The sequence below is a fragment of the Paracoccus sp. DMF genome (genome assembly GCF_004407025.1).
Lineage (GTDB): Bacteria > Pseudomonadota > Alphaproteobacteria > Rhodobacterales > Rhodobacteraceae > Paracoccus > Paracoccus aminovorans_B.
This window is the reverse complement of the sequence record NZ_SOKV02000061.1, coordinates 1-17,387: the sequence shown is the minus strand read 5'-3', so window position 1 is coordinate 17,387 and position 17,387 is coordinate 1. Positions and strand designations below refer to the sequence as shown.

At 66.6% G+C, this 17,387-nt stretch carries 17 protein-coding genes and 2 tRNA genes; 11 read left to right on the top strand and 8 right to left on the bottom strand.

The window, feature by feature from the left end; translation table 11 throughout:
* Window positions 1-56 precede the first annotated feature (56 nt).
* Both E3D03_RS18700 and E3D03_RS18695 read right to left on the bottom strand, forming a co-directional pair.
* On the bottom strand, window positions 57-845 hold the full coding sequence (locus tag E3D03_RS18700; protein ID WP_263568203.1) for a metallophosphoesterase family protein: 789 nt from the start codon (window positions 843-845) through the stop codon (window positions 57-59).
* Window positions 842-1,816 (bottom strand): diacylglycerol/lipid kinase family protein, encoded by a 975-nt coding sequence (locus E3D03_RS18695; protein ID WP_263568202.1) that lies wholly within the window; start codon window positions 1,814-1,816, stop codon window positions 842-844. The genes E3D03_RS18700 and E3D03_RS18695 overlap by 4 nt, the downstream gene beginning before the upstream one ends.
* Window positions 1,817-2,192: 376 nt before the next feature.
* Here E3D03_RS18695 and E3D03_RS18690 point away from each other — a divergent pair, with 376 nt between their 5' ends.
* The 3 genes from E3D03_RS18690 to E3D03_RS18680 are packed head-to-tail and all read left to right on the top strand — an operon-like array spanning window position 2,193 to window position 4,763.
* On the top strand, window positions 2,193-3,353 hold the full coding sequence (locus tag E3D03_RS18690) for an isochorismate synthase MenF (protein ID WP_263568201.1): 1,161 nt from the start codon (window positions 2,193-2,195) through the stop codon (window positions 3,351-3,353).
* Window positions 3,353-3,991 carry an isochorismatase family protein gene (locus E3D03_RS18685; RefSeq protein ID WP_263568200.1) on the top strand — a complete coding sequence of 213 codons (639 nt, stop codon included), beginning with the start codon at window positions 3,353-3,355 and terminating at the stop codon, window positions 3,989-3,991. Before E3D03_RS18690 ends, E3D03_RS18685 begins: the two co-directional genes overlap by 1 nt.
* 1 nt (window position 3,992) lies before the next feature.
* Window positions 3,993-4,763, top strand: a complete 771-nt coding sequence (locus E3D03_RS18680; protein WP_263568199.1) for an SDR family oxidoreductase — start codon at window positions 3,993-3,995, stop codon at window positions 4,761-4,763.
* On the opposite strand, the gene E3D03_RS18675 is transcribed toward E3D03_RS18680, so the two are convergent.
* Together E3D03_RS18675 and E3D03_RS18670 are read right to left on the bottom strand one after the other, a co-directional pair.
* Entirely contained in the window at window positions 4,760-4,996 is a 237-nt protein-coding gene (locus E3D03_RS18675; RefSeq protein ID WP_263568198.1) for a phosphopantetheine-binding protein, read from the bottom strand. The genes E3D03_RS18680 and E3D03_RS18675 overlap by 4 nt on opposite strands.
* A 10-nt stretch (window positions 4,997-5,006) precedes the next feature.
* The gene (locus E3D03_RS18670) at window positions 5,007-6,632 is read right to left on the bottom strand and encodes a (2,3-dihydroxybenzoyl)adenylate synthase (protein WP_318013775.1); all 1,626 of its coding nucleotides are present in this window, start codon (window positions 6,630-6,632) and stop codon (window positions 5,007-5,009) included.
* A gap of 192 nt (window positions 6,633-6,824) precedes the next feature.
* On the opposite strand from E3D03_RS18670, the gene E3D03_RS18665 reads away from it, so the two are divergent.
* Entirely contained in the window at window positions 6,825-8,186 is a 1,362-nt protein-coding gene (locus E3D03_RS18665; RefSeq protein WP_263568196.1) for a condensation domain-containing protein, read from the top strand.
* Here the strand turns inward: E3D03_RS18665 and E3D03_RS18660 are convergent.
* Both E3D03_RS18660 and E3D03_RS18655 read right to left on the bottom strand, forming a co-directional pair.
* A complete protein-coding gene (locus E3D03_RS18660) occupies window positions 8,174-8,611 on the bottom strand; it encodes a hypothetical protein (RefSeq protein ID WP_263568195.1) in 438 nt (145 codons plus the stop codon). The genes E3D03_RS18665 and E3D03_RS18660 overlap by 13 nt on opposite strands.
* The gene (locus tag E3D03_RS18655; protein WP_263568194.1) at window positions 8,604-9,224 is read right to left on the bottom strand and encodes a DUF5671 domain-containing protein; all 621 of its coding nucleotides are present in this window, start codon (window positions 9,222-9,224) and stop codon (window positions 8,604-8,606) included. The genes E3D03_RS18660 and E3D03_RS18655 overlap by 8 nt, the downstream gene beginning before the upstream one ends.
* Window positions 9,225-9,422: 198 nt before the next feature.
* Here E3D03_RS18655 and E3D03_RS18650 point away from each other — a divergent pair.
* From E3D03_RS18650 to E3D03_RS18635, 4 genes are all read left to right on the top strand, one after another.
* A tRNA-Gly gene (locus E3D03_RS18650) sits at window positions 9,423-9,497 on the top strand.
* Window positions 9,498-9,712: 215 nt separating this feature from the next.
* A complete protein-coding gene (locus E3D03_RS18645) occupies window positions 9,713-10,987 on the top strand; it encodes a class I SAM-dependent methyltransferase (protein ID WP_263568193.1) in 1,275 nt (424 codons plus the stop codon).
* A 56-nt stretch (window positions 10,988-11,043) separates the two neighbouring features.
* A complete protein-coding gene (gene gndA / locus E3D03_RS18640) occupies window positions 11,044-12,444 on the top strand; it encodes an NADP-dependent phosphogluconate dehydrogenase (RefSeq protein WP_263568192.1) in 1,401 nt (466 codons plus the stop codon).
* Window positions 12,445-12,512: 68 nt separating this feature from the next.
* A tRNA-Cys gene (locus E3D03_RS18635) sits at window positions 12,513-12,586 on the top strand.
* A 149-nt stretch (window positions 12,587-12,735) separates the two neighbouring features.
* Here the strand turns inward: E3D03_RS18635 and E3D03_RS18630 are convergent.
* Window positions 12,736-13,386 carry an integrase gene (locus tag E3D03_RS18630; protein ID WP_263568191.1) on the bottom strand — a complete coding sequence of 217 codons (651 nt, stop codon included), beginning with the start codon at window positions 13,384-13,386 and terminating at the stop codon, window positions 12,736-12,738.
* Window positions 13,383-13,820 (bottom strand): hypothetical protein, encoded by a 438-nt coding sequence (locus tag E3D03_RS18625; protein WP_263568190.1) that lies wholly within the window; start codon window positions 13,818-13,820, stop codon window positions 13,383-13,385. Before E3D03_RS18625 ends, E3D03_RS18630 begins: the two co-directional genes overlap by 4 nt.
* 89 nt (window positions 13,821-13,909) lie before the next feature.
* On the opposite strand from E3D03_RS18625, the gene E3D03_RS18620 reads away from it, so the two are divergent.
* From E3D03_RS18620 to E3D03_RS18610, 3 genes are all read left to right on the top strand, one after another.
* Complete coding sequence (locus E3D03_RS18620) at window positions 13,910-14,320, top strand: ribbon-helix-helix protein, CopG family (protein WP_263568204.1); 411 nt, start codon at window positions 13,910-13,912, stop codon at window positions 14,318-14,320.
* A gap of 332 nt (window positions 14,321-14,652) precedes the next feature.
* The gene (locus tag E3D03_RS18615) at window positions 14,653-15,825 is read left to right on the top strand and encodes a Fic family protein (RefSeq protein ID WP_263568189.1); all 1,173 of its coding nucleotides are present in this window, start codon (window positions 14,653-14,655) and stop codon (window positions 15,823-15,825) included.
* 99 nt (window positions 15,826-15,924) lie between these two features.
* The gene (locus E3D03_RS18610; protein WP_263568188.1) at window positions 15,925-16,749 is read left to right on the top strand and encodes a DUF3800 domain-containing protein; all 825 of its coding nucleotides are present in this window, start codon (window positions 15,925-15,927) and stop codon (window positions 16,747-16,749) included.
* Window positions 16,750-17,387 lie beyond the last annotated feature (638 nt).

The window sequence follows — 17,387 nt, the reverse complement described above, 5'->3', positions numbered from 1 at the left end:
CCCCTCGATGGGGCCGGCCAGGCGTTCCCCCGGGATATTTTTCCACAAAAGAGAAATCAGGCCGGGCGCCAGAGCCCGCCGCGCCGGGTGAAGCGGATTTGTTCGGGCGGGCGGAAGCCCGGTTCGTCCATCGGCGCGACATGGCGTTCGACCAGCAGGTCGGGGCCGTCGAAATCCAGCGTGGCGAATTCGTTCTGCCGGTCGTCCGGCCGGGCGCAGAGCGCGGTTCCGGCCTGCAGCTGCAGGACCGGCCGGCCGGTTTCGCCCTGGAAGGCGCCGATGGACCACAGATGCAGGTGGCCGGTCAGGACCAGGCCCACGCCGTGATCCTCGAACCGGGCCAGCGCCTCGGGGGCGCCCTTCATCAGCGCCTTGTCGATCTCGGGGCGTTGCTGCATCGGGTGGTGCAGCGCGGCGATGTTGACGCAATCGGGATCGACGCCCTTCAGCACCCGGCCGACCTGTTCGGGCGTGATCACGCCGCGCTGCCAGGCCATGGGATCGACGCTGTTCACGCCCTGCACCCGCACCGCGCCGACATGGCCCACGGGTTCCAGATTGCGGGCGATGGCGCGATGCCAGCGGCTGTAGGGCCGGATCATCCGGTCGGCGAGCTTGTAGAGCGGGATGTCGTGATTGCCCGGCACCGCGATCAGCGGCGCCTCGATCCGGCGCAGGAAGCCGGCCGCCTGCGCGAATTGCGCCGAGCGGCCGCGGTGGGTCAGATCGCCCGTCACCACCACCAGGTCGGCGCGGGCGGCATTGACCCGGTCCAGCAGCGGCTCGACCAAGCCCTCGCGTTCATAGCCGAAATGCAGGTCCGAGAGATGCAGGATCCGCGTCATGCCGCGTCACGGCCGCCGCTTTCGGCCGGCACCAGCAGCTTCAGCGCGCCCTTGCGCACGCGGATCTGGAAGGGCGAATCCATCCAGGTCTTTTCGCCGTCGTGGGCGACGTATTCATGGGCGGGCTCGGTTTCCAGCCGGATCTCCTCGGCGCAGACCAGGTTGAAGTCCTGATAGCGCGCGCTCTTGCCCATGGCCAGCCGCATGGCCGAGCGCACCAGCGGCCCCGGCCGCCGCGCCCGCGCCACCAAGAGCGCCAGCTGCCCCTTGCGCACGCAATCCGCGCCTTCCAGTCCGAAGCTGTCCAGCTGATAGGCGCTTTTCGCCACGAAGGCGAGCGCGGTGGTGAAGCGGCGTTCCTCGCCATGGCTGCGCACCACCAGCCTGAGCGGATGGCGCAGGTTCCACAGCGCCACCGCCGCCGACCAATAGGCGGCGACGCGCGAGCGGCCCCAGCGCTTGTAGATGCTTTCGCGGCGGCGCAGGATCTCGGGATAGGCGCCGAAGCTGACGTTGTTGAGAAAGATCATCCCGTTCATCTCGCCCACGTCGACGCGGCGCAGGACCGGGGCGTCGAAGATCTTCAGCGCCGCCTCGACCGTCTCGCCCGAGCCGATGTCGCGGGCGAAATAGTTGAAAGTGCCGCCGGGGATCACCGCCATGGCGGTGTCGGTTCCGGCGACGGCGCTAGCGACAGCGGCCTGGGTGCCGTCGCCGCCGGCGGCGACGATCAGGTCAAAGCCGCGCTGGACGGCGTCGCGCGCCATGTCGGGCAGCGCCGTGCCCTCGTCGGTGCCGTGGATCTCGAGCTCGGCGACGCGGCCCTGCAGCACCTCGCGCAGGGTTTCGGCGATGTCGGCGCCCTGCTTGCGCCCCGATCCCCGGTTGGCGATCACGCAGACCCGCGCCCGCCCCAGGTCGAAGCCGCCCGCTTCCGCCTCATCCGCCGCGCCGTCGCCCTGTGTGGTCATGCCCTGTCCCCTGGCCCTGATTACGCCTTGCAACACGCGGCAGGGTCTTCGGGTTCCGGCCGCCGCCCTGCGGGATTCCGCCGCGGCGGGAAAATCCTGATCTTTTTACTTGCCTTTTGTCGGCCGCTTTGACAGGTTGCGCGCGGGAAGCCCAAGGGTGGGGCCATATGCCTTGCCCTCTCCCCGCGGGTTGCGGGGTCGCCACCCGATGCCGCCGCAACCTGACCCAATGCGAGAAACTCCGTCCCGTCCTTTTCCCCGCCACGCCCGGCCCGCGCAAGTCGGAAAAGGGATTGATCGGGGAGGAAAATTCTTTGAAACGAGATGCATCATGAATGTCCGCCTGTCCGAGGCGCCCAAGACATCGGCGTCGCCTGTGCCTGATCCAGTTCTTTTCGGTTTCCACGGCCCTTCGGGTCATGTCCTGGCGCGCGGCCCGGCCCGGCGGCTTGCCCCCGGCAATGCCGCGACGCTGGGCGCGCGGGTCGCGGCGGCGCTGGACAAGGCCGGCGCCGACGACCTGATCGGCGGCGCCCTGCCCTTCGACCGCCAGGCCGAGGACTGCCTGTGGCACTGCGGCCGCGCGCCTGCGCCGCGGCCCAGCGGCGTGGCGCCGCAGGGGCTGCCGCTGGCCGGCTGGCGCCTGGCGGCCGAGCCCACCGCCACCGACTACGCCCGCGCCGTCGCCCGGGCGCTGGCGATCATGTATGAGGAATCCGGCCGGGCGAACGCGCTGGAAAAGATCGTGCTGGCCCGCACCCTGCTGGTCGAGGCCGCGGCCCCGATCCCGGTCGAGGCGCTGATGTCGCGCCTGCAGGCCGACCGCACCGTCACCGCCTTTCGCGTCGCCCTGCCCGCAGGGCCCGCGCATCCGCAGGGCCGGATGCTGTGCGGCGCCACGCCGGAGCTGCTGGTCGAAAAGACCGGCCGTCTGGTCAGCTCGCATCCGCTGGCGGGCTCGGCCCGGCGGCTGGCCGATCCGGTCGCCGACCGCGCGGGCGCCGAGGCGCTGGCCGGCTCGGCCAAGGACCACCGCGAGCATGCGCTGGTGGTCGAGGCCATTCTCGACACGCTCTCGCCCTGGTGCCGCGAGCTGAGCTGCCCCGAGGGCACGCGCGTCACCTCGACCCGCAGCATGTGGCACCTGGGCACCCGCATCGAGGGCCGGCTGCGCGACGAGGACACGCCCTCGGTCGTGCTGGCCTCGGCGCTGCATCCGACGCCCGCGGTCTGCGGCGTGCCGACGCCGCGCGCCGCCGGGCTGATCCGCGAGCTTGAACCCGTCGCCCGGGACTTCTATGCCGGCGCCGTCGGCTGGTGCGACGGCAAGGGCGACGGTGCCTGGTATGTCGCCATCCGATGCGCCGAGATCAGCGGCCGGCAAGCGCGGCTTTACGCGGGCGCCGGGATCGTCCCCGGCTCGGACCCGATGGCCGAGGCCGCCGAGACCGGCGCGAAATTCGGTGCCTTCCTGGCCGCGCTGGGCCTGCCGGCCGAGGCCGGGCTGGAGGGCCTGCGCAAGGACGGAGAAGACTGATGGCCCTGCCCGGCATCGCCCCCTATGACCCGCCGACCCAAGGCGAGCTGCCACAGCCGCGCGGCCCCTGGCAGCCGCGCCGCGACCGGCTGGCGCTGCTGGTCCATGACATGCAGCGCTATTTCTGCCGCCCCTATCCCGAGGGAGCGCCGCTGACCCCGGTGGTCGGCAATATCACCCGGCTGATCGGTGCGGCGCGGGCGGCGGGCGTGCCGGTCTTCTATACCGCGCAGAAGGGCGACCAATTCCGCCCCGACCGCGGCTTGCAGGCCGATCTGTGGGGGCCGGGGATGAGCGCCATCCCCGAGCATGAGGAGATCCTGCCGGAACTGGCCCCGGCGCCAGGCGATTTCGTGCTGCACAAGCACCGCTACAGCGCCTTCCAGCGCTCCAACCTGGAACATCTGATGCGCGCGCGCGGCCGCGACCAGCTGATGATCTGCGGCATCTATGCCCATATCGGCTGCCTCGCCACCGCCGCCGAGGCGTTCCAGCGCGACATCGAGGCCTTTGCCGTCGCCGACGCCCAGGCCGATTTCTCGCGCGAGAAGCACGACCTGGCGATGGGCTGGATCGCGGCGACCTGTGGCGTGCCGCTGACGACCGATCGCGCCCTGGCCGCGCTGGCGGAGGAATGACATGCAGCTGACCGGATTTCAGGACAAGACCGCCATCGTGACCGGCGCCGCCGGCGGCATCGGCCGCGCCGTGGTCGCGGCGCTGGTCGAGGCCGGCGCCCGCGTCACCGCAACCGACACCATGGCCGCGCTGGAGGCTGCGCCGGTGCCGGACGCGACGAACCGCGTGCTGGACGTGCGCGATGGCGAGGCCGCCGAGGCGCTGGTGGCCGAGGTCGAGGCTCGGGACGGCCCGCTGGCGCTGGGCGTCCATGCGGCGGGCGTGCTGGCCATCGCGCCGCTGCTGGATCTGCCGGCGTCGGAATGGGACCGGGTGATCGGCGTCAATGCCACCGGCAGCTTCAACGTGACCCGCGCCTTTGGCCGGGCCATGGCGCGGAAGGGCCGGGGCGCCATCGTCGCGGTCAGCTCGAACGCGGCGGGGATTCCGCGCGCCAACATGGGCGCCTATGCGGCCTCCAAGGCGGCGGCAACCATGCTGATCCGCTGCCTGGGGCTGGAACTGGCCGGCCAGGGCGTGCGCTGCAATATCGTCGCGCCGGGATCGACCCTGACGCCGATGCAGACCGGCATGTGGACCGAGGACGGCGGCGCAGGCGAGCGCGCGGTGATCGAGGGCAGCCTGGAAGCCTATCGCACCGGCATTCCGCTGAAGAAACTGGCGACGCCCGAGGATATCGCCGGCGCGGTCATGTACCTGCTGTCGGACCAGGCCGGCCATGTCACCATGGCCGACCTTTACGTCGATGGCGGCGCAACGCTGCGGGCCTAAAGCCTGGCCGCGATCAGCGCCCACCAATTGTTCAGCGTCGGCTCGCGGGCCAGCTCCTCGAAGCTGGCCTCGACGCCGATCTGCTTCAATTCGCTGGAAAACGTCATCACAGCGATGGAATCGAGCCCATAGAGGACCAGGTTCTCGGCGGGCTCGATCTCGCAGTCGTCCTCGATCATCGCGGCGACGCGGGCGGCCAGCCATTCCGGGCTGAGTTGGGTCTTGTCGAGCATGTCGGTCCTTTCAGGCGGTGGCGGCTGCGGCGGCGAGGCTGTCGCGCAACCGGCGCTTGTCGATCTTGCCCACCGCCGTCAGCGGCAGTTCGGGCAGTTGGCGGAAACGGTCGGGCAGCTTGTATTCCGCGATGCCCAGATCCAGCAGATGCCGGCGTAGCGCCGGCGGCGACAGCTTCGCGGCGCCGTCGCGCAAGACCAGGAAAGCGCAGCTTTTCTCGCCCAGATGGCTGTCTTCGACCCCGACCAGCGCGGCATGGGTGATGTCGGGATGGCGCAGCAGCAGGTTCTCGATTTCCTCGGCGGCGATCTTTTCGCCGCCGCGGTTGATCTGGTCCTTGATCCGGCCGACCACGCGCAGGTTGCCGCCCTGGCGCACCACCACGTCGCCCGAGTGATAGAAGCCTTCGGCATCGAAGGCCTTCGCATTGTGCTCGGGGCTGCGGTAATAGCCGCGGAAGGTATAGGGGCCGCGGGTGGCCAGCGCGCCGGGGGTGCCGTCCGGCACCGGGTTGCCGTCCTCGTCCAGGATGCGCAGCTCGTCGTCGGGGCTGATCGGGCGGCCCTGCGTGGTGAAGATCACCTCGGCCGGGTCGGTCAGGCGGGTATAGTTCACCAGCCCCTCGGCCATGCCGAAGACCTGCTGCAAGCGGCAGCCCAGCCGCTCGGGCACCTGCCGGGCGGTCGCCTCGGCGAAGCTGGCGCCGCCGACCAGCATCAGGTCCAGGCTGTCCAGCATGGCGCGGCGCGCAGGCTCTTCCTCGGCCGCGCGCAGCCACAGGGCGACGGCGGGCGGCACCAGCGCCGCCATGGTCACGCGCTGATCCGCGATCAGCTGGAAACAGGCCAGCGGCTCGGGCGAGGGCGCCATGACCACGGTGCCGCCGGCATGGAACACGCCCAGCGTGCCCGGCGAGCTCATGGTGAAGTTATGCGCCGCCGGCAGCGCGCACAGGAAGCGCGTGGCCGACGTCACGCCGCAGATCGCGACGCTGGCGCGGATGCTGTAGTCATAGTCGTTATGGGTGCGCGGGATCAGCTTCGGCGTGCCGGTCGAGCCGCCGGACAGCTGGAAGAAGGCGACCTGGTCGGCGGGCGTCGGGCCGGCCCCGGGCGGCAGCGCGCCCGGCTGCGCCAGGCGCTGCGCCAGGCTCAGCGCCGGCGCATCCTCATCCAGCAGCAGCACATGCTGCGCGCCGCCGGCCCGCAATTCGTCGACGAAGGCGTCGTCGCGGAACAGCTCGTGCCGGCGCGAGGCGATCACCACGCGCGGCGCGATCTGCTGGGCATAGGCGGCCAACTCCAGCCGGCGGTGGCTGAAGAGCGCGTTGACCGGCACCACGCCGATGCGCAGCAGCGCAAAGAACACCACGTAGAATTCGGCCACGTTCGGCAGCTGCACCAGCGCGGTATCGCCATGCCCCAGCCCCTGCCCGGCCAGATGCGCCGCCAGGTTGCGCGACATGCGGTCCAGGTCGGCATAGCTGAAGCGCCGTTCGCCGCAGACCAGCGCCTCGGCCTCGGGCGCCGCGGCCATCTGCGCGTCCAGGATATGGATCAGCGGCTGGTCGATCCAGTAGCCGGCCTGACGATAGCGCTCTGCGAGCTCTGGCGGCCAGGGGCTGAATTCGATCATCTGTGACATCCTGCGATTCGAGACGGCAATATCCCGCACAGGCGACGCGATGGCACCTTGCGCGGATCTGAATAGTTGAGTATTTTTATTCCGCTTTCTCTCTTGAAGCAAGCCAGCCGCGTGCCCTGAGCATTCACAGCCAGCCCTCTCTCGTTCGGAAAGACTGCCACCTGGCCTAAGCACAGGATTTTCATGACGAATCACGATGCGCAAGGGCTGTGGATGCCCCTGACACTGGCACAGCTGGATTTCTGGGAAGAGTTCCGCTTCCACCCCGGAGAATCGGTTTCCACCGTCGCCCATGCCCTTGAATTGCGCGGCGTGACCGACATGACGGCGCTGACCCGCGCCATCGAGGCCACCATCGCCGAGACCGACATCATGGCGCTGCGCTTCGCGCTGGACCCGGACGGCCAGCCGGTGCAGCGGGTCGAGCCCGGCCGGCGGCCGGTGCTGCGCCAGATCGACCTGTCGGGCCTGCCCGACGGCCGGGCGCGGGCCTTCGCGATGATGCAGGCCGATGTCGATGCCCCCCTGGACCTGCTGTCGCAGCCGCTTTCGGCGCAATGGCTGGTGCGGCTGGCCGAGGGGCATTGCCTCTGGTTCAACCGCGGCCATCACATCGCGCTGGACGGCTATGCCATGGGCCTGATCGAGCAGCGTTGCGCCCGGCTTTACGGCGCCGCGGTCGAGGGCGGCGAGCCCGGCCCCGGCCTGCGCCCGCTGGCCGCCTATCTGGCGGAAGAGACCGACTATCGCGCCAGCGCCCGCCATGCCGCCGACGGCCGGCACTGGGCCGAGGTGCTGTCGGCCGAGCCGCGCGCGCCGGTGCTGGGCAAGGGCTGCGAGAACTATGCCGAGGCGGCGCTGGAGGCGGCGCATGACCTGGCGGCCCTGCGCCCGGCGCTGATGCGGCAGGCGCAGGCCGGGGGCATGGGCTGGCCCGATCTCCTGACCGTGCTCTGCGCGATCTGGGCGGCGCTGAACCTGCGCGACGGCTCGGCCGCGCGGCACGAAAGCGGCGGGCAGATCGCCATGCCGGTCTGGCTGCCCTACATGAGCCGGATGGGTAGCGTCGCGGTCTCGGTCCCGGCGCTGGTGGTGAACATCCTGCCGCTGGACGTGGCGCTGTCGCCCTCGGAGCCGCTGGGCGAGGCGCTGGCGCGGCTGGGCACACGGCTGCGCAAGCTGCGCCGGCACGGTCGCTATCGCATCGAGCAGATCGCCGCCGACCAGGGCATCGCGCCGCGCAGCCGATTCTTCTTTTCGCCGCTGATCAACGTGCTGCCCTTTGACGAGGCGCGCTTTGCCGGCTGCACGGCCGAGCGGCACGTGCTGTCGAACGGCCCGGGCGATGGCTTCAACATCACCATCCGCGGAGATGGCGAGGCGCAGGGGCTGGAACTGCTGATCGAGGCCGATCCCGCGCTGACCAGCGCCGAAGACTTCGCCCGGCTGGCAACCGGCCTGCCGCGCTTCCTGGCCGAGGCGCTGACGCCCGAACGCCTGTCGCAGCCGCTCTCGTCCCTGCCGGGACAGGCTCAGGGCCGATAGAGAATGCCCGCATCGCCGCCCGGCGTCGCGGCCGGGCCGGGCACATAGTCGCGGCTGACGCAGCCGGCGTCGTCGCGGTCGCGCAGGTCGGTCGGCCGGTTCTCGGGCAGTTCGAAATCGGCGCAAAGCCGATAGCGGCGCGGCCCGATCACCTGGTAGCGATAGGGCTTGCCGGTAAAGCGATCGTTCAGCTGGACCTGCCAGTTGCAATCGGGCGTGCTCTCCAGCCGGTCGGGCAGGCGCCGGCCGCCCGCTTCGGCCAGGCAGCGCACCAGCACGGCAAGGCGCGACAGGTCGCTTTCGCGGCTCTGGTCGCGGCGCTCCTGCCGGGCCTGGCCGGGGCCGCCGGTCAGAGCCAGCCCGGCGCCGATGGCCAGCGCGGCCAGCACGGCGATCAGGATGGCGGGCCAGCCGCGGCTAGTCATTCAGCTCGTCCCGGTAATAGGCAAAGACCAGCGCCGCCACGCCCGCGACCAGCACCGCCTTGGCGGCGAAGCGCGCCGTCAACTCGCCGTTCAGGAAGGCATAGACGGCATAGATCCCGTCGCCCAGGAACACCAGCGAGGCGACCAGCAGCGTCATCGAGGCGAACCACTTGCGCACCAGCGACCGCCGTCGCCCGGCGTCGCCCATGCTCATCCGCGCCACCTTGCGGTTCAGGAACAGGAACAGCGGTGCGAATCCGATCAGCGAGGCGATGGACCAGCGCGCCGAACTGCTGCCGCCATAGGTCCAGCCCTCGGCCGGGTCGGCGATCAGCCGGTCGATCAGCCCCATGCCCAGGTCGCAGACATGCCAGGCCACCATGCCGAGCGACAGGAACAACAGCCCATAGAGCAGCGCCTCCTGCGCCGAGGCATAGGGGCGCGGGCGCGGCACCGGCGGCAGGCCGGGCGACACTTCCCAGCCGTGCAGCGCCTCGGCGATCTCGGGCGCCGACCAGCCGGCATGGGTCAGCGCCTGCGCGATCTGCGCGGGCTCGCCGCCCTGGGCCAGGGCCTCGCGCACGAATTCGGAAAGCTGGTCGGAGGGTTTCATCGGTCTTCCTTCGCGGGGCGTGCCGGCCTGCCCCTGACCTCGGGAAGCATCGCCAGGACGCCGCCCGGGTCAAGCCCGCATGGCGCCATGGCGGCGGCGCGAATTTTTCGAAATCTCGCGATTTTCCCCCTTGCACCCCCCGGCGCGCTTCCGTAAATGACGCCTCACCGAAGGCGACGCGCCATCGGGATACGGAGTGCGGGCGTAGCTCAGGGGTAGAGCATAACCTTGCCAAGGTTAGGGTCGTGAGTTCGAATCTCATCGCCCGCTCCAGAATTCTTCCTTCGGGAACAGCGAAAAGCGGCCTTCGGGCCGCTTTCGGCTTTTCGGCACCCGGTGATGGCTGGCCTCTGGCCTTCCGGGGCGAATCGGCGCTAGTATGGCAGGGTTGTTGCCCCGTCTGTCACATCCCGGGACATCCGTCAGGAACCAGCTGCCGCGCAACCATACCGGAACCGATTCGCGGTCAGCCCTAGCGTGAGGTGCTCATGCCGGCTCTGGAATCACTCATCGAAAGCAAACTGCAAGGCCTGGAGGGCGTGCTGGCGCTGCGCCTGCCCTCGGGGCAAAGGCTGGGCCCGGCCGAGGCGCCGGTCACGCTGGCCTTCCGCCAGATCTCGGCGCTGCGCCACTTGGCGGCCGGCCAGCTCGGCCGGCTGGGCGACGATATCGTGCGCGGCCGCGTCGCCGTCGAGGGCAGCCTGCGCGACCTGATGCGGGTGGTCGCGGCCCTGGTCCCGGCCGGCGGCGAGGCCCTGGCGCCGGGGTTGTGGCAAAGGCTGCGCTATCGCGGCGAATCGCTCTTGCGCCACAGCCGCGCCCGCGACGCCGAACAGATCCGGGCGCATTACGATGTGTCGAACGATTTCTATGCGCTCTGGCTGGATCCGCTGCGGGTCTATTCCTGCGCCTATTTCGCCACGCCAGGGATGGACCTGGCGGCGGCGCAGGTCGCGAAACTGGACCTGATCTGCCGCAAGCTGGACCTGCGCCCGGGCGAGCGTTTCCTGGACATCGGCGCCGGCTGGGGCGGGCTGATGCTGCATGCCGCGCGGCATTACGGCGTCGACGCCACCGGCATCACCCTGTCGCAGAACCAGCACGCCCACGTGACGCGCCTGATTGCCGAGGAAGGCCTGTCGGACCGCGTCCGCATCGAGATCCGCGATTACCGCGACCTTGCCCCCGAACGGCCCTTCGACAAGCTGGCCTCGGTCGGGATGTTCGAGCATGTCGGCCGTGCCAATATGGCGACCTATTGCGACACGCTCTATCGGCTGGTCCGGCCCGGCGGGCTGGTGCTGAACCACGGCATCACCGCCTCGGGGCTGGACGACGCCACGGTCGGCGGCGGCCTGGGCGATTTCATCGAGGAGCACATTTTTCCCGGCGGCGAGCTGATCCACGTCAGCCAGGCGCTGCGCACCCTGTCGCAGGCCGGGCTGGAGATGGTCGATACCGAGAACCTGCGCCCGCATTACGCCCGCACGCTCTGGGCCTGGTCGGACGCGCTGGAATCGCGGCTGCCGCAGGCCGAGGCCGTGCTGGCCCGCGCCATGCCGCCCGCCCGCGCCGCCGAGGTGCTGCGCGCCTATCGGCTGTATCTGGCCGGCTGCGCGCTGGCCTTCGAACGTGCCTGGGTGGCGCTGCACCAGATCCTGCTGATCCGCCCCGACCCCGACCAGTCGAGCGCCGACATGCCCGGCGCGCATTCCGCCTATCACTTCCGCCGCGACCACATCTATCGCGCGGCGGAATTGTAGCCGCCGGCTGTTAACGGTAACGTCCGCCGGAAACGCTGGAACGGAGAGGACGGGTCATGACGCAGGCAAGCATCGGGTTGATCGGGCTGGGCACGATGGGGGCGGCGCTGGCGCTGAACATCGCCGAGAAGGGCTTTCCCATCGCGGTCTGGAACCGCACCACCGCGGTGACCCGGCGCTTCCACGCCGAGGCCGGCGCGCTGGCGGACCGCATCATCCCCACCGAAAGCCTGGCCGAGCTGGTCGCGGCGATCCAGCCGCCCCGCGCCATCATCCTGATGGTGCCGGCCGGCCCGGCGGTGGACGACCAGATCGCCGCGCTGGCGCCGCTGCTTGCCCCCGAGGATCTGGTGATCGACGCCGGCAACGCCAATTTCCACGACACCGACCGCCGCGCGAGCGCCGGCCTGCCGATGCGCTTCCTGGGCATGGGAGTCTCGGGCGGCGAAGAGGGTGCGCGTCACGGCCCTGCCATCATGGGCGGCGGCGACCGCGCCGACTGGGACCGCGTCGCCCCCATCATGCAGGCCGTCGCCGCCCAGGCCGAGGATGGCACCCCCTGCGCCACCTGGATGGGCGAGGCCGGCGCCGGCCATTTCGTCAAGGCGGTGCACAACGGCATCGAATATGCCGACATGCAGATGATCGCCGAGGTCTATGGCGTCATGCGCGACGGGCTCGGCCTCTCCGCCGCCGAGATCGGCCGGACTTTCGCCGGCTGGAACCAGGGCGTGCTGAAATCCTATCTGGTCGAGATCTCGGCCGCCGTTTCTGGGGCCGTGGACCCGCTGACCGGCCAGCCGATGCTGGACGTGATCCTGGACGCCGCCGGGCAGAAGGGCACCGGCCGCTGGACCGCGATCGAGGCCCAGCACCTCGCTGCGCCGATCCCGGTGATCGAGGCCGCCGTCATGGCCCGCAACGTCTCGGCCCGCCTCTCCGAGCGCAAGGCCGGCGAGGCCCGCTTCGGCGCCGCGCCGCAGCCGCTTTCGGTGCAGATCGACCAGCTGGAACAGGCGCTGATCGCCGGCAAGATCCTGTGTTATGCCCAGGGTTTCGCGATGATCGAGGCCGCCGGCCGCGCCTTCGGCTGGCAGCTGGACCTGCCCGGCATCGCCCGGGTCTGGCGCGCCGGCTGCATCATCCGCTCGGCCATGCTGAACGACATGGCGACGGCCTTGGCCGAGGATCCCGCCCGCAATCTGATCCTGGCACCCTTCTTCGCCGAAAAGCTCGCGGCGGCGATGCCCAGCCTGCGTGCGGTGGTGGCGCAGGGCGTACTGTCGGGCCACGCGCTGCCGGCGCTGACGTCGGGCCTGAGCTGGTTCGACATGATGCGCACCGGCCGGGGCACGGCGAACATGATCCAGGCGCAGCGCGATTTCTTCGGCGCGCATGGCTTCGACCGGCTGGACGGGCGCGACGCGCATCACGGCCCCTGGGGCGAGCACGGCTGAAGAGCGCGGCGGGCGCGCGATACCCCCTTGACCGCGCGCCCCGAAAACCCTAGCAAACCCAAGGCTCCGGCGGGTTGGCGGAGAGGTTACGCAGCGGATTGCAAATCCGTGAAGACCGGTTCGATTCCGGTACCCGCCTCCAAGTCTTTCAATGACTTAGCAGACATGACCGGCCCTAGGGTATCACCTAGGGTATCACGTCGCTGTTCTGTGCCTGTTCTGTTCATTGCCTTTTCTCCCGTGCTTGGCGCGCTCGCATTTCCTGCCGAGCCTCGCCCGCATACTTCGCAATCATCTCTTTGGTGGCATGGCCGGAATAGACCGCAATCTCGTCATCATCGCAGCCCGCCAAGCCAATTCCTTCACGCCGCGATAGCGCAGCGCATGGAGATCGTAGGCTTCCAGCCTGGGTCGCTTGCGCTCTTTCAGCATCAGATCGGCCATGTAACGGTAGCTGATCGGGTTGCCGTCTCGCTTGATGAGGATGGGGCGCGCCGCAATAGGAACCACGCCCAGCGCCGCCTTGGTGCGGTCCAGCGCGGCCTTGAGCTGATCGGTGCAGGGCAGCACCAGCGGCTTGTCGGTCTTGTTCTGGCGCAAGGTCAGCGAATCGCCATCATAGTCGCCCCAGCGGAAGCCGACCCAATCGCCGGGGCGCTGGACGCTGCCCACGCCGATCTCAAAGATCAGACGGCATAGCTCGCTGGCCTCGGCCCGGAATTTCTCCACCGCCCAATCCGGCCAGGGCAGATGCTCGCGCTGCCGCTCGGCCGGGGTCTTGAGCGCCCGAACGCCTTTCGCCGGGTTGTTCTGAATCCAGCCCAGATCAATGGCATGTTCGCAGAGGACCACCAGCATCTGAGGGATGTAGTTCGCAAAGCGGGTACGGTAAGCATTGGCCTTTTGCGCCCCGATGACATCGGCTCGCGTCAGCGCCTTCACGTCCCGGCTGCCGATCCCATCACCTTGTCGTAGTCCTGCCGGGTGCGCGGCTTGAGGCCGGTCCATCGGTCGGATTTCCGATAATCGTCCATGAGCGCGGACCAAGACGTTTTCGCCTGCATCCGCTTGCCGGTCAGGATTTCCCAATACTGACGGTCGAAATCGGCAGTGCCTTCGGCTGCCGTGATCCGGTGCAGCGTGCCCTTGAGGCGCACATAGATGCGCCCGCTCGGATGCTTCCAGAGGTATCGCTTGGCTACCATTGCACATCTCCCATGCCGTCCACGGCCTCGCCGCGAATGATCTTGTAAAGCTCGGGCATGGGTATAGCTGTGCGGCCGCTCCGAGGCGTCCAGCGCCAGCGTCAGGGCACCATGGATTTCGGCAAGGGTTTCCACCGGCAAGCCGGGGGTGATATGGCAATGCATAGCCATTCGCGATCTCCCATAAGATCGGGTTTCGGTTAGGGTTGGATGAGAGCGGCAACTTTCACCCAGCCCGTTACTATGTTAACAGGGTGGGAATGACCGATCAAGAAAAAACTGTGTTAACCCGAAAAGGGAAGCGCGGCCCCGCCCCCACGGGCAAGGGCACCTTGATCGGCGTTCGTGTTCAGCCCGACCTGCTGGACTGGATCGACGCCAAGCGCGCCGACACCGGCCAGACCCGCCCCGATTTCATGCGCGACCTGTTGGACAATTACATGAAAGCCGAGGCCCAGACCGAAGCCGAGATGCCGACACCCGACACCGAAGCCGCCGCCCCGACATGGATCCGCGAAGCCGCCGCACGCTTCCTGCTGCTGGGCGCCCGCCTGATCCGAGGCCGCAAGATGAACCCTGTTCGACGCGCCCAGGCCGAGTTCTACGAGCACCTGGCCGAGATCGTCCGCAAAGGAAAAGTCGGCCCCTACGCCGCGCGCCGCGACGACTGACCTCTCACCGCCTCGCACAGCATCTGCGGCCGCCCTGCCGGCTCGATCCCGACGCGCCAGAGTGTAACGAAGACACCTCGCATTTCCTGCCAGTGTAACGGCCGACCATCGGCTAACGATGTAAGATCGACGGGAACGTAAGCTGCCAACCCACAAGCCGAAGTCGGGCAGCGGCTGCCGAGCGAACGACAATTGCCCACGGAAACCGCGCACCCACCTAAGCGGGCGGCCGCGACAACAGCCAGTCAACTTGACTTTCATATGGGAGGCAGCATTGCCCCATAGTCAACTGCTACTTGATTATGGAGCAGAACAGCGGCACATGATTCTTCATGCTTGATCAAGCGACGAGGACAGTCATCAACATGCAGGGCAGAAGCGGCACTTACATCCAACAACTTGAGGGCTACCGAGCATTTGTGCCCAAAAATCTTCCCCCGATACCACCTATTGTCTTTGATGACGAACTCCGAACACTGCTGTCGAAGGCGGATCGCGCCGTCGGACGCCTGGATGGCTCTATTGAGGCCTTGCCGAACCCAGAGCTTTTTGTGTTCATGTACGTGCGCAAGGAAGCTGTCCTTTCATCGCAAATCGAAGGGACACAGGCGTCCCTTGGCGATGTGCTCGAAGTCGAAGCCCAGATATTCGATCCCTTGCGACCGGATGACACATCTGAGATCCTAAACTACGTCAATGCTGTCAACTATGGCCTTGAGCGGCTCAAAGAACTCCCAATGTCGCTTCGCCTTATTCGGGAAATTCATGAAAGGCTCATGGATGGTGTGCGAGGCCAACATGCAACCCCAGGTGAGTTCCGTAGGACGCAAAACTGGATTGGCTCCGAGGGCGCAACGCTTAATTCCGCAACATTTGTGCCTCCCCCTCCTTCGGCGCTCCCGGAACTGTTAGGCAACTTTGAGAAGTACCTACATGAGCGAGACGACTTGCCGCTCCTCATTCGTTTAGGGCTGATCCACGCGCATTTCGAGACACTTCATCCGTTTCTCGATGGAAACGGCCGTATGGGGCGCTTGCTGATTACTTTTTGCCTTTGCGAGCAGGAGGCTTTGACCAAACCTGTTCTGTATTTATCCCACTACTTAAAGCAAAATCGCATGCGGTATTATGACCATCTGCAAGCAACTAGGGACGATGGCGCGTGGGAACCTTGGCTGAAATTTTTTCTGCGCGGGGTCGGAGAGGTCGCAAATGAGGCAAGCAATACGGCAAGAAAAATCGTTCAAATGCGCGAGCAACACAGGCAAACATTAATAGAAGAGCTTGGCAAAGGGGCGGGGAACGGCCTTAAACTTCTCGAGTCGATGTACCGGCGACCGTACTTCAATGTCTCTGGCGTCCAAGAATTTCTTCAAATATCTACTCAAGCAGCGAACACATTGACCGACCGCCTGGAGGGTCTCGGCCTCATAACCGAAACGACTGGAAATAGACGGAACCGGATATTCCGCTACGATCCTTATGTATCACTTTTTATTGACTGACCCCCTGCCGTTACCATGAATTATCAATATCTAAAATGCTCGAAACCCTCGAAGTAGTGCAGATCATTGAAAGCTAAAACTCCGGAATATGAGTATGTGTTGTATATTGATGAAGCTGGCGACGACGGCTTACGGCGCGTTAGGCCTATAGACAAGGTTGGGGGCACGGAATGGCTTTGCATCGGGGCTGTCCTTGTTCGAAAGGACAACGAAGATAATGTTGTGCAATGGGTTAAAGATATTCGAGCAGATATTGACGCCAAGCAAGGGCCGGTTCTTCACTATCGCAATTTAAGCCCAACAAAAAAGTTGCGCGCATGCGAGCTTCTTTCGCAAAAAGAAGCCGTTTTCTTCATTGTATGCTCGAACAAGAAGAATATGCGAGGCTATCAAAACTCGCGCGCAGCAATCCGAGGCGGGAAGCAATTTTTCTACAACTTTTGCGTGCGACTTCTGATGGAAAGAGCGACGGAGCTTTGCCTGAAGGATAGCGTAAATAAATTTGGGGAACCTCGCTGCATGAAGGTAATTTTTAGTGAGCGCGGAAACCACTCCTACGGACAAACCAAAGCGTATTGGGAAATTTTAAAGCGGCAAGCCGCGGCAAATACCACTTTCTTAAATAAGAGAACAATGCGCCATGAGGTTATGAGGTATAACCTTGTGGACTATGTGCCTCACACGCAAAATGCTGGTCTACAGTTGGCAGATGTAGTGGCGAGTGCATTTTACCAAGCATGCGATACTCTAGATGGAAAATGGAACCCGGAGCCGGCGAAGCTGCTCAGTCCCAAGATGCCGCGTTCAAGCGGCGTAATTGCGGATCACGGCGTTATCTTGCAGCCTACACCACCTGAAAAGGCGGCCCTCAACGCAGAGCAAAAACAAATATTCGCGTTCTACGGCTATGCCTTCCAAGATTAGGGCGCGTGGGCCCCGGCCTCTCATCTCCCGCCGTCGATAGGCTGCAATCCATAGTACAACCGTCCAGCGGGCCGCCGATCATGTGACCGACAAGAGCGTTACCCGACGTTTCCCACGCATTGAATTGTTTGCCTGAAAGCTGGAATCCTGCCAACCCCATTTTTGGTCTCAATGCGAAATTCCGCCGAATTGAACCATATTTGTACGGCCAGCCCCGGCCTTCGCCGTGCTGGCCTGCGCCGCGCCGCAAAGGAGGTGACGGCCGCGCCATGTCGGGGTTTGCCCACTCGCCGACTGACGGGGATCCTTTCGCGATAGCCTTGCGCGGCGGATCCTGCCGGGGTGGCGAGGGCCAGACTCAGCCCCCGCCCCATCGTCACGCGCCCGGGTTCATGTACCAGGCGCGGTGATCGACAAAGCCGCAACCGAAATCCAGCCGCACCTTGAACTCGGTGGCATCGACCTCGAAGCCCTCGCGCGTGAACACCTGCGGGCCAGTAGCGCCGTCCAGATAAGCATGCTGCAGGCTATCGGGGCGACCGGGCTTCGCGGCTAGGGTCAGGACTCATTCACGTGTCATAGCCAGAACATGACGGTGGCGGCGGGAGCGACGGCAGACAGGAAGACCTTCGGGCATC